Source organism: Streptomyces gilvus (assembly GCF_022513565.1).
Taxonomy (GTDB): domain Bacteria; phylum Actinomycetota; class Actinomycetes; order Streptomycetales; family Streptomycetaceae; genus Streptomyces; species Streptomyces gilvus.
This window is the reverse complement of record NZ_JAKWBE010000007.1, coordinates 123,262-138,117: the sequence shown is the minus strand read 5'-3', so window position 1 is coordinate 138,117 and position 14,856 is coordinate 123,262. Positions and strand designations below refer to the sequence as shown.

11 protein-coding genes are annotated in these 14,856 nt (G+C 70.1%); 9 read left to right on the top strand and 2 right to left on the bottom strand.

Features of this window, described 5'->3' with window-relative positions; all coding sequences use genetic code 11:
* Position 1: 1 nt before the first annotated feature.
* Positions 2-1,873 (bottom strand): ABC transporter substrate-binding protein, encoded by a 1,872-nt coding sequence (locus MKW14_RS13590; RefSeq protein WP_240862561.1) that lies wholly within the window; start codon positions 1,871-1,873, stop codon positions 2-4.
* A gap of 372 nt (positions 1,874-2,245) precedes the next feature.
* On the opposite strand from MKW14_RS13590, the gene MKW14_RS13585 reads away from it, so the two are divergent.
* From MKW14_RS13585 to MKW14_RS13565, 5 genes are all read left to right on the top strand, one after another.
* The gene (locus tag MKW14_RS13585; protein ID WP_240862558.1) at positions 2,246-3,889 is read left to right on the top strand and encodes a peptide ABC transporter substrate-binding protein; all 1,644 of its coding nucleotides are present in this window, start codon (positions 2,246-2,248) and stop codon (positions 3,887-3,889) included.
* Positions 3,890-3,895: 6 nt separating this feature from the next.
* Positions 3,896-4,819: an ABC transporter permease gene (locus MKW14_RS13580; protein WP_240862556.1), complete on the top strand. Its 924-nt coding sequence runs from the start codon at positions 3,896-3,898 to the stop codon at positions 4,817-4,819.
* Complete coding sequence (locus MKW14_RS13575; protein ID WP_240862554.1) at positions 4,812-5,792, top strand: ABC transporter permease; 981 nt, start codon at positions 4,812-4,814, stop codon at positions 5,790-5,792. The genes MKW14_RS13580 and MKW14_RS13575 overlap by 8 nt, the downstream gene beginning before the upstream one ends.
* A gap of 277 nt (positions 5,793-6,069) precedes the next feature.
* Entirely contained in the window at positions 6,070-7,044 is a 975-nt protein-coding gene (locus MKW14_RS13570) for an ABC transporter ATP-binding protein (protein ID WP_240862552.1), read from the top strand.
* A complete protein-coding gene (locus MKW14_RS13565) occupies positions 7,037-8,086 on the top strand; it encodes an ABC transporter ATP-binding protein (RefSeq protein ID WP_240862550.1) in 1,050 nt (349 codons plus the stop codon). Before MKW14_RS13570 ends, MKW14_RS13565 begins: the two co-directional genes overlap by 8 nt.
* Before the next feature lie 110 nt (positions 8,087-8,196).
* Here MKW14_RS13565 and MKW14_RS13560 read toward each other — a convergent pair whose 3' ends face one another.
* Positions 8,197-10,329, bottom strand: coding sequence for a S9 family peptidase (locus MKW14_RS13560; protein ID WP_240862548.1), 2,133 nt, complete (start codon positions 10,327-10,329; stop codon positions 8,197-8,199).
* A 185-nt stretch (positions 10,330-10,514) separates the two neighbouring features.
* Between MKW14_RS13560 and MKW14_RS13555 the strand changes: the two genes are divergently transcribed.
* From MKW14_RS13555 to MKW14_RS13540, 4 genes are all read left to right on the top strand, one after another.
* Positions 10,515-10,709 (top strand): hypothetical protein, encoded by a 195-nt coding sequence (locus MKW14_RS13555; RefSeq protein ID WP_058923418.1) that lies wholly within the window; start codon positions 10,515-10,517, stop codon positions 10,707-10,709.
* A 45-nt stretch (positions 10,710-10,754) separates the two neighbouring features.
* Positions 10,755-11,651, top strand: coding sequence for an N-acetyl-1-D-myo-inositol-2-amino-2-deoxy-alpha-D-glucopyranoside deacetylase (gene mshB, locus MKW14_RS13550; protein ID WP_240862546.1), 897 nt, complete (start codon positions 10,755-10,757; stop codon positions 11,649-11,651).
* Positions 11,648-12,058 carry a DUF6113 family protein gene (locus MKW14_RS13545; protein WP_240862544.1) on the top strand — a complete coding sequence of 137 codons (411 nt, stop codon included), beginning with the start codon at positions 11,648-11,650 and terminating at the stop codon, positions 12,056-12,058. Before mshB ends, MKW14_RS13545 begins: the two co-directional genes overlap by 4 nt.
* 154 nt (positions 12,059-12,212) lie before the next feature.
* Positions 12,213-14,741, top strand: a complete 2,529-nt coding sequence (locus tag MKW14_RS13540) for a hypothetical protein (protein WP_240862542.1) — start codon at positions 12,213-12,215, stop codon at positions 14,739-14,741.
* Positions 14,742-14,856: the final 115 nt, after the last annotated feature.

The following is a 14,856-nucleotide window of genomic DNA, read 5'->3' as shown; positions in this document are numbered from 1 at the left end:
CCTACTCGCGGTCGTCGGCGGTGGCGCGCCGGCGCCGCGCGAGGAAGGCCCCGGCCCCGGCGAGGACCACGACACCCGCGACGACCCCGATGATCACGCCGGTCGAGCCGCCGCCGGAGGAGGAGTCGCCGGAGTCGGCCGGGACCGCCGACCACCAGCTCCAGTAGCCGTCCTGGCCGTAGATGTTGCCGGCGGCCCTGGGCATCGTCTCGATCGACTTGATCTGGTCGGTGCGGTAGGCCTCGACGGCGTTCGGGTACGCCATGACGTTCATGTACCCGAGGTCGTACAGCCGTGACTCCATCTGCTTGACGATGCCGGCCCGTGTGCCGGGGTCGTACTCGGCGAGCTGCCGGGCGTACAGCTCGTCGTAGGTCTTGTCGCAGACGAAGTTGTCGGTGGCGCCGGTGTCCTTCGGGGTGGCGGGCAGGGCGGCGCAGGTGTGGATGGACAGCACGTAGTCCGGGTCGGGGTTGACGGACCAGCCGTCGAAGGCGAGGTCGTACTTGCCGGCGAGCCAGGGGTCGGTGACGTTGTCCAGGCAGTCCAGGCTCATGCCGATCCCGAGCTTCGCCCACCACTCCTTGAGGTACTGGCCGACCGCCTTGTCGTTGGGGTCGGTGGCGTGGCACAGGACGCGGTAGTTCAGCGGCTTGCCGTCCTTGCCGGCCCGCTTGCCGTCGGCGTTCTTCCGGTACCCGGCCTGGTCGAGGAGCTGGGCGGCCCTGGCGGGGTCGTAGGCGAGCTCCTGGCTCGGGTCCGGTTTCCAGAAGTACGTCGAGAAGCGCGGCGGGATGTAGCCCTGGCCCTCGACCGCGTGGCCCTGGAACACCTTGTCGATGATCGTCTTGCGGTCGACCGCCATGAACAGCGCGTGCCGCACCCGCTCGTCCAGCAGGGACGGGTCGCCGTCGCCGAACTTCTGGCCGCTCCTCGCCTTCGCTCCCGGGTTGGTGGCCAGGGCGTAGAAGCGGCGGCCGGGGGCGTCGTTGACCTTGATGTCCGACTGGCCCTTGAGGGAGGCCGCCTGAGCCGGCGTCAGGGCCGGCTGGCCGGCGACGAAGGAGACCTCGCCCTTGCGCAGGGCGGCCACGGCGGCGTCCTGGTCCTTGTAGTACTTGAAGACCAGCTCGTCGAACTTGGGCGCCCCGCGCCAGAAGCTCTTGTTGGCCTTCAGCCGGACATAGCTGTCCGCCTTGTAGTCGGTGAGGACGAAGGGCCCGTCGCCGACGACGGGGAAGGACTTGTCGTTGTTGAACTTCGAGAAGTCCGTGACCTTCTTCCAGACGTGCTCGGGCACGATCGGCACGTCGAGCGCGGTCATGGTGGCCTGCGGCTTCTTCAGCCGGATGACCAGCTGGGTGGGGCTCGGGGCCGTCACCTCGCGGAAGTTGCCGACGAAGCTGCCGTTCGCGGTGGCGGCCGCCTGGTCGGTCATCATCTTGTTGAACGTCCAGGCCGCGTCCCGGGCGGTCACCTTCTGCCCGTCCGACCACGTCGCGTCGGAGCGGATGGTGTAGGTCCAGGTCAGCTTGTCGGCGGACGGCTTCCAGCTGGTGGCGAGGCCGGGCACCGGGTGCGCGTCACCGGGGTCGTAGTCGGTGAGGTACTCGTACGTCAGCCGCAGGACGCTGGTGCTGAGCAGCCGTATCGCCAGGAAGGGGCTGAGCGAGTCCACGCTCTGGGCGACCGCGACGGTGAGGACCTTGTCCCCGGCCGCCCGCGCCTGCTGGGGAGCCGGGTTGAGCGGGGTCGCGAGGGCCGCCGAGGACGTCAGAGCGAGGGCGCCGGCGAGGGCGACGAGCCGGGGCGTGCGGGATCGGGGGCTTCTCGGATGTGAACGCCTTGCGCCGTGCTGCTCTTGTGGGCTCATGAATCGTGACCTCGCGTCATCGCTCGCACAGGGACGGCTTGTTCGGACTGCAGGACGGTTCTGCCTGGTGACGCCGGCTGGGTGATGAGTGTGTCTATCAGCGGTGTCTGCGCGCGTCAACGGCCCGGGAAACCTCATGTGGCCTGCGAAAACGGCGAGTTGATGTTCGAGATCGCAAATATTGGTCCAGACCGGTGAAGGTGGCCTGGTGGAGCGCTGGCGCCTGTCGGTGACCGTCCCGCACCCCGCTCACCCGTACGGCCCCACCGTCCTCCGGACGGCCGTCCCGCGAACGGGTGCGCCGAATGTGCGGCCTGTCTTGTGTGCCCGGATATTCACCGGTAACGGACCGGCATTCTGAGGAGGCACTCCATGCGTGGAGCCACGCACGCCCCGTGGGCCGCATGCGCGGTGGCCGTCGCCCTCGCGGCGACCGCCTGCGGCAGCGGCAGCAGCAGTGGTGGCGGCAGCGGTGGCGGCGGTGACGGTGGCGGAGTGCTCAGCTCGTCCTGGGGTGACCCGCAGAACCCGCTGGAGCCGGCCAACACCAACGAGGTGCAGGGCGGCAAGGTCCTCGACATGATCTTCCGCGGGCTGAAGCGGTACGACCCGAAGACCGGCGCCGCCAAGGACATGCTCGCCGAGAAGATCGACACCACGGACTCGCAGAACTTCACCATCACCGTCAAGAGCGGCTGGAAGTTCAGCAACGGCGAGGCCGTCACCGCCAAGTCCTTCGTCGACGCCTGGAACTACGGGGCGAGCCTGAAGAACAACCAGAAGAACGCCTACTTCTTCGGCTACATCGACGGTTACGACAAGGTGCACCCGGACACCGGGAAGCAGACCGCCGACACGCTCTCCGGCCTCAAGGTCACCGGACCGCAGACCTTCACCGTCAAGCTCAGCCAGAAGTTCTCCACCTTCCCCGACACCCTCGGCTACGCGGCCTACGACCCGCTGCCCCAGTCCTTCTTCACCGACCACGCCGGCTGGATCGCGAAGCCGGTCGGCAACGGGCCGTACGCCATCCAGTCGTACGCCAAGGGCTCGCAGATGTCCCTCAGGAAGTGGGACGCCTACCCCGGCGACGACAAGGCGCAGAACGGCGGCGTCGACCTCAAGGTCTACACCGACAACAACACCGCCTACACCGACCTGATGGCCGGCAACCTCGACCTCGTCGACGACGTCCCGGCCGCCCAGCTGAAGAACGTCAAGAGCGACCTCCAGGGCCGGTATCTGAACACCCCCGCCGGCATCATCCAGACCCTCGCCTTCCCCTTCTACGACCCGGACTGGAACAAGAGCGGCTCGGAGAAGGTCCGCAAGGGCCTGTCCATGGCGATCGACCGGAAGCAGATCACCGACACGATCTTCCAGAAGACCCGCACCCCGGCCACCGACTGGACCTCACCGGTGCTCGGCACGGCGGGCGGCTTCCAGAACGGGCTGTGCGGGGACGGCTGCCAGTACAACCCTAGCCAGGCCAAGAAGCTGATCCAGGAGGGCGGCGGGCTGCCCGGCGGCCAGGTCAAGATCACGTACAACGCGGACACGGGCTCGCACAAGGAGTGGGTGGACGCCGTGTGCAACTCCATCAACAACGCGCTCGGCAACGACAAGGCCTGCGTCGGCAACCCGGTCGGCACCTTCGCCGACTTCCGCAACCAGATCGGGCAGCACAAGATGACCGGGCCGTTCCGGGCCGGCTGGCAGATGGACTACCCGCTCATCCAGAACTTCCTGCAGCCCCTCTACTACACCAACGCCTCCTCCAACGACGGCAAGTGGTCCAACAAGGACTTCGACAACTTCGTCAACCAGGCCAACGCCGAGAGCGACACCGGCAAGGCGATCGGTCTGTTCCAGAGCGCCGAGAAGGTTGTACGGGACAACATGGCCGCCATCCCGCTCTGGTACCAGAACGGCAGCGCCGGCTGGTCCGACCGGCTTTCCAACGTCGCCCTCAACCCGTTCAGCGTCCCGGTCTACGACGAGATCAAGGTCGGCTGAGCCGCCGTGGGACGGTACGTGGTCCGGCGTCTGCTCCAGATGATCCCGGTGTTCATCGGGGCCACGCTGCTGATCTTCCTGATGGTGAACGTGATGGGCGACCCCATCGCGGGCCTGTGCGGCGAGCGGCAGTGCGACCCGGCCACGGCCGCCCAGCTGAAGAAGGAGTTCGGGCTGGACAAGCCCGTGTGGCAGCAATACCTGACCTACATGGGGAACGTCTTCACCGGCGACTTCGGTACGGCGTTCAACGGGCAGAAGGTCACCGAGCTGATGGCGACGGCGTTCCCCGTCACCATCCGGCTGACGATCGTCGCGATCCTCTTCGAGATCGTCATCGGCATCACGCTGGGCGTCGTCACGGGACTGAAGCGCGGACGCCCCGTCGACACCTCGGTCCTGCTCCTCACCCTCGTGGTCATCTCCGTCCCCACCTTCGTCACCGGTCTGCTGTTGCAGCTGCTGCTCGGCGTCGAGTGGGGCTGGATCAAACCGTCGGTCTCCACGGACGCCACGTTCGGCGAGCTGATCGTGCCGGGCCTGGTCCTCGCGTCCGTCTCCCTCGCCTACGTCACCCGGCTGACCCGCACCTCCATCGCGGAGAACCGGCGCTCCGACTACGTCCGCACGGCCGTCGCCAAGGGCCTGCCCCGGCAGCGGGTGATCATCCGCCACCTGCTGCGCAACTCCCTGATCCCGGTGGTCACCTTCATCGGCACCGACATCGGCGCGCTGATGGGCGGCGCGATCGTCACCGAGCGGATCTTCAACATCCACGGCGTCGGCTACCAGCTCTACCAGGGCATCCTGCGCCAGAACACCCAGACGGTGGTCGGCTTCGTGACCGTCCTGGTCCTGGTCTTCCTCGTCGCCAACCTGCTGGTCGACCTGCTCTACGCCGTACTCGACCCGAGGATCCGCTATGCCTGAGCAGCCGTACGAACCGGAGGGCGCCATCGCCGGCACCGGAATGGGCGGCGCCATGGACCTGGCCACGGCGGAGGGCGAGACCCTCGAGCGGACACCGGGCGGTCCGGAGGGGACCGGTCCGCAGCAGAAGCCGCGCTCCCTGTGGTCCGACGCCTGGCGCGACCTGCGCCGCAACCCGGTCTTCATCATCTCGGCGATCGTGATCCTCTTCCTGGTCTTCATCTCCCTGTGGCCGTCGGCGATCACCTGGATGAGCCCGCTGAAGTGCGACCTCGCCAAGGCCCAGGAGGGCTCCCAGCCCGGCCATCCCTTCGGCTTCGACGGCCAGGGCTGCGACGTCTACACGCGCACGGTCTACGGCACCCGTACGTCCGTCACGGTCGGCGTCTGCGCCACGCTCGGTGTCGCGCTCCTCGGCTCGGTGCTCGGCGGGCTCGCGGGTTTCTTCGGCGGGATCTCGGACTCGTTCCTCTCCCGCATCACCGACATCTTCTTCGCGATCCCGGTCGTCCTGGGCGGCCTCGTCCTGCTCTCCGTGGTCACCAGCAACACGGTCTGGCCGGTCGTCGGCTTCATCGTGCTGCTCGGCTGGCCGCAGATCGCGCGCATCGCGCGCGGGTCCGTCATCACCGCCAAGCAGAACGACTACGTCCAGGCCGCGCGCTCCCTGGGCGCCTCCAACTCCCGCATTCTGCTGCGGCACATCGCGCCCAACGCGGTCGCCCCGGTGATCGTCGTGGCGACCATCGCGCTCGGCACGTACATCGCCCTGGAGGCGACCCTGTCCTTCCTCGGCGTCGGCCTCAAACCCCCGAACGTCAGCTGGGGCATCGACATCTCCGCCGCGTCCCCCTACATCCGCAACGCCCCGCACATGCTCCTCTGGCCCGCCGGCGCCCTGGCCGTCACCGTCCTGGCCTTCATCATGCTGGGCGACGCGGTCCGCGACGCCCTCGACCCGAAGCTGAGGTGAGGCCGCATGACGCGGAGGGTACGGCTCGCGGGCGGGGCCGGCCTCCCCGCCCGCGGGGGCGTTCGGGGAAGGCGGCCGGATCACGGTGACGGCGGGCCGGGCGCAGACGCGTCGGCGTCCGCCGTGGCCGGCGAAGCGGGCCGCCCCGTCCCCCCGGCGGCTGTTGCGCGCCTCCGGCCGGTCCAGGGCCTCGGGCGGACCGGTGTGCACAGACTTCCGTTCATCCGGCGGGACGCCCTCGTGCGGGACGCCCGAGACCCGAAGGTGAGGTGGCGTCATGTTGCTGGACGTGCGGGATCTGCAGGTGGAGTTCCGGACGCGGGACGGGGTGGCCAAGGCCGTCAACGGGGTGAACTACAGCGTGGACGCCGGGGAGACGCTGGCCGTGCTGGGGGAGTCCGGGTCGGGGAAGTCCGTCACCGCGCAGGCCGTGATGGGGATCCTCGACATGCCGCCCGGGCGGATCACCGGCGGGGAGGTCCTGTTCCAGGGGCGGGACCTGCTCAAGCTCAAGGAGGAGGAGCGGCGCAGGATCCGCGGCGCCGAGATGGCGATGATCTTCCAGGACGCCCTGTCCTCCCTGAACCCGGTGCTGTCCGTGGGCGACCAGCTCGGTGAGATGTTCGTCGTGCACCGCGGCATGTCCCGCAAGGACGCGCGGACCAGGGCGATCGAGCTGATGGACCGGGTGCGCATCCCGGCCGCCAAGGCCCGCGTCAAGGACTATCCGCACCAGTTCTCCGGCGGCATGCGCCAGCGCATCATGATCGCGATGGCCCTGGCCCTGGAGCCCGCCCTGATCATCGCCGACGAACCCACCACCGCCCTCGATGTCACCGTCCAGGCCCAGGTCATGGACCTGCTCGCGGAGTTGCAGCGCGAGTACAACATGGGGCTGATCCTCATCACCCATGATCTCGGTGTGGTCGCGGACGTCGCCGACAAGATCGCCGTGATGTACGCGGGCCGGATCGTCGAGTCGGCGCCGGTGCACGACATCTACAAGGCGCCCGCCCACCCCTACACGCGCGGGCTCCTCGACTCCATCCCGCGCCTGGACCAGAAGGGCCAGGAGCTGTACGCGATCAAGGGGTTGCCGCCCAACCTGATGCACATCCCTCCGGGGTGCGCCTTCAACCCCCGCTGCCCGATGGCCCAGGACGTCTGCCGCACCGACGAGCCTCCCCTGTACGAGGTTGATCAAGTGCGGGGCAGCGCCTGTCACTTCTGGAGGGAGTGCCTCAATGGTTGAGCCGATCCTGGAAGTGAGTGGACTGGTCAAGCACTATCCCCTGACCCAGGGCGTTCTGTTCAAGAAGCAGGTCGGTGCCGTCAAGGCCGTGGACGGTGTGGACTTCGCCCTCAACAGGGGAGAGACCCTCGGCATCGTCGGGGAATCGGGCTGCGGCAAGTCGACGGTCGCCAAGATGCTCGTCAATCTTGAGCGGCCGACGCAAGGGTTGATCAAGTACAAGGGCGAGGACATCGGCAAGCTGTCCGCCAAGGCCCTCAAGTCCGTCCGCCGCAACATCCAGATGGTCTTCCAGGACCCGTACACCTCCCTCAACCCCCGTATGACGGTGGGCGACATCATCGGGGAGCCCTACGAGATCCACCCCGAGGTGGCGCCCAAGGGCGACCGGCGCAAGAAGGTGCAGGAGCTGCTCGACGTCGTCGGGCTCAACCCGGAGTACATCAACCGCTATCCGCACCAGTTCTCCGGCGGCCAGCGCCAACGCATCGGCATCGCCCGGGGCCTGGCGCTGCGCCCGGAGGTCATCGTCGCCGACGAGCCGGTCTCCGCGCTGGACGTGTCCGTGCAGGCGCAGGTCATCAACCTGATGGCGAGCCTGCAGAGCGACTTCGAGCTGAGCTACGTCTTCATCGCGCACGACCTGTCCATCGTGCGGCACATCTCGGACCGGGTCGGGGTGATGTACCTCGGGCGGATCGTGGAGATCGGCCGGGACCGGGAGATCTACGACCACCCCACGCACCCCTACACCCAGGCCCTGCTGTCCGCCGTCCCCGTGCCCGACCCGGAGGCCCGTGAGCACCGGGAGCGGATCATCCTCGCCGGCGATGTCCCGTCCCCCACGAACATCCCCTCCGGCTGCCGCTTCCGCACCCGCTGCTGGAAGGCCCGCGAGCGCTGCGCCCTGGAGGTGCCGCTGCTGGCGGTACCGGCCGAGTTCCGCATGACGAGCGGCCCGGCCGCCCACGACTCGGCGTGCCACTTCGCGGAGGAGAAGACGGTCGTCCCCCCGGAGGGAGAAGGCAACGGACCGGGGTGACATGGCGCACCCCGGTCCGTTTACGGCACCCGCACGGCCGTACGCTGTTCAGCCTCGCGTGTCCGTATATCGGGACCGCTTCCGTCAAGTTGCCTGCGTGTTAACGCGGTTCATGCCTGTTTGCGCGGTTGTGCGAGCGAACGCCGCAGGAAGTCCAGCTGCAGCCGCAGCAGGTTCTCGGCGACCTCCTCCTGCGGAGTCATGTGCGTGACCCCGGACAGCGGCAGCACCTCGTGCGGGCGGCCGGCGGCCAGCAGCGCCGAGGACAGCCGCAGCGAGTGGGCGACCACCACGTTGTCGTCGGCGAAACCGTGGATGATCATCATCGGGCGGTGCGGTTCGGCCGCGTCGACCAGCCCCGCGTCGTCGATCAGTGAGTTGCGCCGGTAGACCTCCGGCTGCTCCTCGGGGTGGCCGATGTAGCGCTCCTGGTAGTGGGTGTCGTACAGCCGCAGATCGGTGACGGGGGCGCCCACCACCGCCGCGTGGAACACGTCCGGGCGGCGCAGCACCGCGAGCGCCGCGAGATAGCCGCCGAAGGACCAGCCGCGGATCGCGACCCGGGAGAGGTCGAGCGGGAAGTCGCCGGCGAGTGCCTGGAGCGCGTCCACCTGGTCCTGCAGCACCACCGCCGCCAGTTCGTCCCGTACCGCCTTCTCCCAGGCGGGGGAGCGGCCCGGGGTGCCCCGGCCGTCCGCGACGACCACCGCGAAGCCCTGGTCGGCGAACCACTGCGAGGTGAGATGCGGGTTGTGCGCGGCGACCACCCGCTGGCCATGGGGACCGCCGTAGGGGTCCATGAGCACCGGGAGGGGAGTGTCCCCGTGGTAGTCCCGTGGCATAAGCACGGCGCACGGGATCCGCCGTGCGCCCCCTTGTGTGAGCGTCACGCGCGGGGACATACCGGGATGTTCTGCGTACGAGGCGATGGTCGCCGTCTGCTTGCCGTCCCGAAGCACCTGCACGCGGGCGCCCGGCCGGTCCGGCGTGGCGGACACCAGTACGGTCACGCCCCCGGCGCGCACCGCCGAGTGCACGCCGGGCTCGTGCGAGACGCGCTCCAGGCCGCGTTCGCTGACGCGATAGACATGCACCTCACCGGTCTCCGGCTGCTCGGCCTCCTCGCCCGCCGAGGCCGAGACCAGCGCGTCCTCGTCCGCCACGTCCAGCACGGCCCTGACGTGCAACTGCGGCCCGGTGAGCGGCCGGTCGCCCACCGCCAGCACCCGCGCGCCGCCCTCGTCCGCGATCCGCACCAACCGTCCCGAGGGGCTCCAGCAGGGCACCCCGGGGAAAAGATCCAGCCAAACTGGATCTTCGTCCGCGTGCACCAGCCGGGTCGCCCCGGTGTCGGGCTCCACCGCCAGATACAGCTGGCTGCGCTGGTCCCGAGCCTGGACGAGCAGCAGTGGGGCACCCGCCGCTGACCAGTGCACATGCGCCAGATACGGATAGCGCGCCCAGTCCCAGACGACCTCCGTGCGCGACCCGTCCAGACCGATCACGAACAGCCGTACGTCCGCGTTGTCCGTGCCCGCCGCCGGATACGGGACGTGTTGTGGATCACGTTCCGGATGGGCGGGGTCGGAGATCCACCAGCGCCGTACCGGCGTGTCGTCCACGCGCGCGACCAGCAACCGGTCCGACTCCGGCGACCACCAGAACCCCCGCGAACGCTGCATCTCCTCGGCCGCGATGAACTCGGCCAGGCCGTAGGTGACGTTCTCCGACTCCGGCTCCGCGAGAGCCCGTTCGCCCTCGCCCTCGGCGCCCACCACGCGCAGGGCGCCCCGCGCGACGTACGCCACGTGCCGGCCGTCGGGGGAGGGGCGCGGGTCGATCACCGGCCCCGGAACGGGGAGTTCACGTGCCGTGCCGGCCCGCAGCTCGGCGGTGAAAAGCCGTCCTGACAACGCGAAAGACGCCAACTCCACATCCCTGTCGGTGGCATAGCCGACGATGCCGGCGCCACCCTCACGGCTGCGTTCGCGGCGTGCCCGCTCCTGGGGCGAGAGGTCCTCGTCGGCGCCGTCGAGCAGGGTGCGCGGGTCGGCCGCCACCCGCTCCGTGCCGCTGTCCACGTCGAGGACCCAGAGCGAATTCGCCCTGTCCGTACCGGAACCGGAACGCAGGAACACGACACGGGCGCCGTCGGGCGCCACGGTGAAGGAGCGCGGCGCGCCGAGCGTGAAACGCTGGGTGCGGGCGTGCCGGCGGGGGAAGGAGTCGGACGTCGTCGTCATGCCCCGACCATATTGGCCATGCGCCCCCTTGTGCGGCCGTGCGCCGATCGATGCGCAGGTCCGGATAGTTATGATCACTACCGCACAGTGGGTATGAACCTGCTGCTCCTTGTGGATTTATCTGCCGGGATTCTTTGCCCCCTGGTCCGACCCCGCGCTCTTGGGATCTTTGGAGGTGAGCCGCCGTGGCACTCTCGATTTCGGCGGTGGTGCTGCTGGCGATCGTCGTCTTCTTGTTGGTCAAGAAGTCCGGGCTGAAGGGCGGGCACGCCGTCGTCTGCATCCTTCTGGGGTTCTATCTCGCCTCCTCGACCGTCGCACCGACGATCAACGATCTGACGACGAACATCGCGAGCATGATCGGCAGCATCAAGTTCTGACCCGGGCTGCGCCGGCCTGTCAGTGGTGCCTCGTAGGGTGGACCCATGACGGAACCACCCCGGCGTCTGCTGCTGGTGCACGCGCACCCGGACGACGAGTCGATCAACAACGGCGCGACCATGGCGCGGTACGCGGCCGAGGGTGCCCGGGTGACGCTGGTCACCTGCACGCTCGGTGAGCACGGCGAGGTCATCCCGCCCGGCCTGCGGCACCTCACCGGAGCGGCCCTGGGCGAGCACCGGCTGGCCGAGCTCACCGCGGCCATGCGGGAGCTCGGCGTCGAGGACTTCCGTCTGCTCGGCGGCCCCGGCCGCTACGGCGACTCCGGGATGATGGGCCTGTCCGACAACGAGGACCCCGCCTGCTTCTGGCAGGCCGACCTCGACGAGGCCGCAGCCCACCTGGTCGAGGTGATCCTGGAGGTACGACCCCAGGTCCTCGTCACCTATGACGACAACGGCGGCTACGGCCACCCCGACCACATCCAGGCCCACCGCGTCGCCATGCGCGCGGCCGAGCTGGCGGCGGAGCGGGGCTGGGAGATCCCCAAGGTGTACTGGAACCGGGTGCCCCGGCCGGTCGCCGAGGAGGCCTTCGCCCGGCTCGCAGGGGATCTGCCCGCACCCCCCTTCTCCAAGGCCGCCGCCGTCGACGACGTCCCGGGCGTGGTGGAGGACGACCGGATCACCGCCGAGATCGACGGCACCGCGTACGCGGACGCGAAGGCCGCCGCGATGCGGGCGCACGCGACCCAGATCGAGGTCGCGCCGCCGTACTTCGCGCTCTCGAACGAACTCGCACAACCCCTGTTCACCACCGAGTACTACGAGTTGGTGAGAGGTGAGCGGGCAGGAGGAGTGCGGGAGACCGATCTCTTCGCCGGGCTCGGTGTCGGTGTCGGCGACGGAGACGGCGGCATCGGTGCCGGGGAGGCGTCATGAGTGAGCGGGGCTCGATGCTCGCGCAGCCGCTGCAGCGGCCCTCCGCGGGGCGGACGTTGCTGTTCCTCGGACTGTTCGTGCTGGGCGCGGTCGTCGGGGCCGCCGGTGCGCTGGTGCAGGCGGGCTGGTTCCCCGGCGGGCTCCTGCTCGCGCTGGCCGGCGAGGCCGGACTGCTGCTCGGCGGCGGACGGGCCACCAGCAGCCGAGGCGGAGCGATCGCACCGGCCGCCGGCTGGATGATCGCCGTCATCCTGCTCACCGCCAGCAGACCCGAGGGCGACTTCCTGTTCGGGGCCGGAGGGGGCTCGTACCTCTTCCTCCTCGGCGGGATGGCCGTCGCTGTGATCTGCGCCACCCTTGGCCAGGGGCGGCAACCAACGGGGCGTGACGTCCGACTTGGCAAGTGACGTACCACTTGGCCGTTAACCAGGCGTGGGAGTCCGGTGTGGGTTTCCCCGGCGGTCGTGGGATACGCGCCAGAAGTGGCCAGTATGGTGGTGCGCGCCGCCGAGCTGCCCGTGAGGTCATGTCGGGCGGCGGAGCCAACCGGGAGAACCTGCCTTGAGTCGTGAAACTGACACTCCGTCCTCCGGGCCCAACGGGCGCGGCGGCGGAGCCGCATACCCGTCCGGCACGCCGCCGTACGGCACACCCGCGGCATCCGACGCCGGTTCGGACACGGGCCGTTCGGCCGAGCGGCCGGAGGAACGCAAGACCGAGACCACGCTGACGACCCGGATCCGGATCAACATCCCCGGATCCCGGCCGATTCCGCCGGTCGTGGTGCGTACGCCCGTCGCGGACGCCGGCACCTCCGAGGAGACCGGCGAGACCGAACTCCCCACCGCGGCACCGGGCGCGGCCACGGCCACCGTGGAGGCTCCCGGCGAGCCCGCGCAGTCGGCGGAGGACAAGACGAGCGACTGGTTCGCGCCCCGCAAGTCCGGCCCGGCCAAGGGCGGTCCGGGGAGCGGAGCCACCAACGGCGCCGGTCTGCCGGGCGGTTCGGCCGCGGGAACGCCGGGAGCGGGCGCACCGGGCGCCGCCCCGGGCGGTGCGCGTCCGGGCGCGGGTGCGTCCGGTGGGGCACGCCCCGGTGGCGTGGTCGGCTCGATGAGCGTGCCCGGCGGCTCCCGGGCGGGCGGCGCGAACGGCCGGCCCGGCGGGACGAACGGCGCGGGGCTCCCCGGCGCGACCGGCGGTCCGGTGGCTCCCGGCCACGGCGGCGGCACCGGCTCCTTCGACGTCACCGAGGCCCTGGCGGCGGGCCCGCTGGGCAACGGCGGCACGCGCGGCGGTGGCGAGCCGCGCCGCGACGAGCTGCCGTACTTCTCGGACAACGACCCCGCCCGACAGAACGGCCACCCCGACCAGAACGGCTTCCCCGATCAGAACGGCTTCCCCACCGACCCGAGCGGCCAGGACGGCCAGAACGGCCAAGGCGGTTTCGGTGGCCCGGGCGGACAGAACGGCCAGAACGGCTTCGGCGGCCAGAACGGCCAGGGTGGTTTCCCCGGCCAGGACGGGCTCAACGGCCAGAACGGCTACGGCGGCCAGGACAGCCTGAACGGCCAGAACGGCTACGGTGGCCCCGGCACGCAGAACGGTTTCGCGGGCCCCGCCCATGACAACGGCTTCGGCGGCCCCGGCGGCGACAACTTCGCCGGTCCCGGCGGCCCCGGCGGCGCGAGCGGCTTCAACGGGCCGAACGGCCGTGGCGGACAAGGCGGCTCGCAGGGCCCCGCCGGCCCGACCGGCGGCCCCGTCACCGGCGACGGCCCGCTGGTTCCGCCGCTCAACCCCGGCGGCCCGGGCACGGTGCCCGGCGGCCCCGGCGCCCCCCGCACCGCACGCGGCGGCGCTCCCACCGGTCTCGGCCCCGGCGGCGGTCTCAGTGACGACACGGCGATCCTCACCCCGCAGAAGCCGGCCCCCGAGCCCGGCACGCCGGGCTACCCGACGCCCGACAACGTCTCCGGGCACACCGTCACCAGCGGCATCCCGGTCGTGCCGCCCGGCGCCAAGTCGCCGTTCGGCCCCGGCGCCCCCGCCGACGGCCCGCTGCCCCACACGCCGCCCAAGCTGCCCGAACCGGTCGCGCAGAACGTGCCGGCGGCCGCCGCGCCCAAGAAGAAAAAGAAGGGCCGCAGCAAGCTGGTGCTGCTCGCCGGTCTCGTGGTCGTCGCCGGCGTCGGGGTCTACGGCGCCGGGCTGCTGATGAACCACTCCGACGTCCCCAAGGGCACCACCGTGCTCGGCGTCGACATCGGCGGCGGCACCCGCGACGACGCGGTCAAGAAGCTGGACGCGGCCTTCGGCAGCCGGGTGAACAAGCCGCTGAAGCTGTCGGTCGGCGGCTCCACCGTCCCGCTGACGCCGGACCAGGCCGGACTGCAGTTCGACGAACAGGCCACGGTCGCCAAGGCGGCGACGAGCGACTACAACCCGGTCTCGGTCATCGGCTCCCTCTTCGGACAGCACCGCGTCATCGACCCGGTCATGCCCGTCGACGAGGAGAAGCTGACGGCGGCCCTGAAGAGCGCCGTCGGTGGCGGCTCCGGCTCCGGTTCGGTGACCGACGGCACCATCGAGTTCAAGTCCGGCAAGGCCGTCGCCGTCTACGGCAAGGGCGGCAAGGGCATCGACGCGGCCAAGTCGGCCCAGGCGGTCGAGGAGGCGTACCGCTCCCAGGTGGAGTCCGGTACGACGGCCCCGGTGGCGGTCGTCACCACCGGCCAGCAGCCGACGGTCTCGAACGCCGAGGTCGACCGGGAGATGAAGGCCTTCGCGCAGCCCGCGATGTCGGCCAGCGTCATCGTGAAGACCGACACGGGCAAGGAGATCAAGTTCAGTCCGCAGAACTCCCTGTGGAAGTTCCTCAGGGTCAAGGCGGTGGGCGGCAAGCTCGTCGACAGCCCCGATCTGAACGCCCTCAAGGAGCTGTACGGCCAGACCTTCGACGGCGTCCTGATCACCCGGGGCACCGGCCAGAAGACGGCCGTCACCCCGCAGGACGTCTACGTGGCCCTGCGCCAGGCCCTGCTGAGCGAGACCAACCGGGTCGGGATCATCAAGACCAACCCGAGCTGACGCCAGGCCCGAGAACCAGGCTCCAGAAGGGGGGCACCCGGCACGCGCCGGGCGCCCCCCTTCGCCGTATGACATCTGTCATCCGGCAGTCGGGACCGCCGACACTGCCGGGACG

Coding starts and splice junctions, on each gene's coding strand:
- MKW14_RS13565 (WP_240862550.1), top strand. CDS start 7,037: ATGGTTGAGCCGATCCTGGAAGTGAGTGGACTGGTCAAGCACTATCCC.
- MKW14_RS13590 (WP_240862561.1), bottom strand. CDS start 1,873: ATGAGCCCACAAGAGCAGCACGGCGCAAGGCGTTCACATCCGAGAAGC.
- mshB (WP_240862546.1), top strand. CDS start 10,755: ATGACGGAACCACCCCGGCGTCTGCTGCTGGTGCACGCGCACCCGGAC.
- MKW14_RS13575 (WP_240862554.1), top strand. CDS start 4,812: ATGCCTGAGCAGCCGTACGAACCGGAGGGCGCCATCGCCGGCACCGGA.
- MKW14_RS13570 (WP_240862552.1), top strand. CDS start 6,070: ATGTTGCTGGACGTGCGGGATCTGCAGGTGGAGTTCCGGACGCGGGAC.
- MKW14_RS13560 (WP_240862548.1), bottom strand. CDS start 10,329: ATGACGACGACGTCCGACTCCTTCCCCCGCCGGCACGCCCGCACCCAG.
- MKW14_RS13545 (WP_240862544.1), top strand. CDS start 11,648: ATGAGTGAGCGGGGCTCGATGCTCGCGCAGCCGCTGCAGCGGCCCTCC.
- MKW14_RS13585 (WP_240862558.1), top strand. CDS start 2,246: ATGCGTGGAGCCACGCACGCCCCGTGGGCCGCATGCGCGGTGGCCGTC.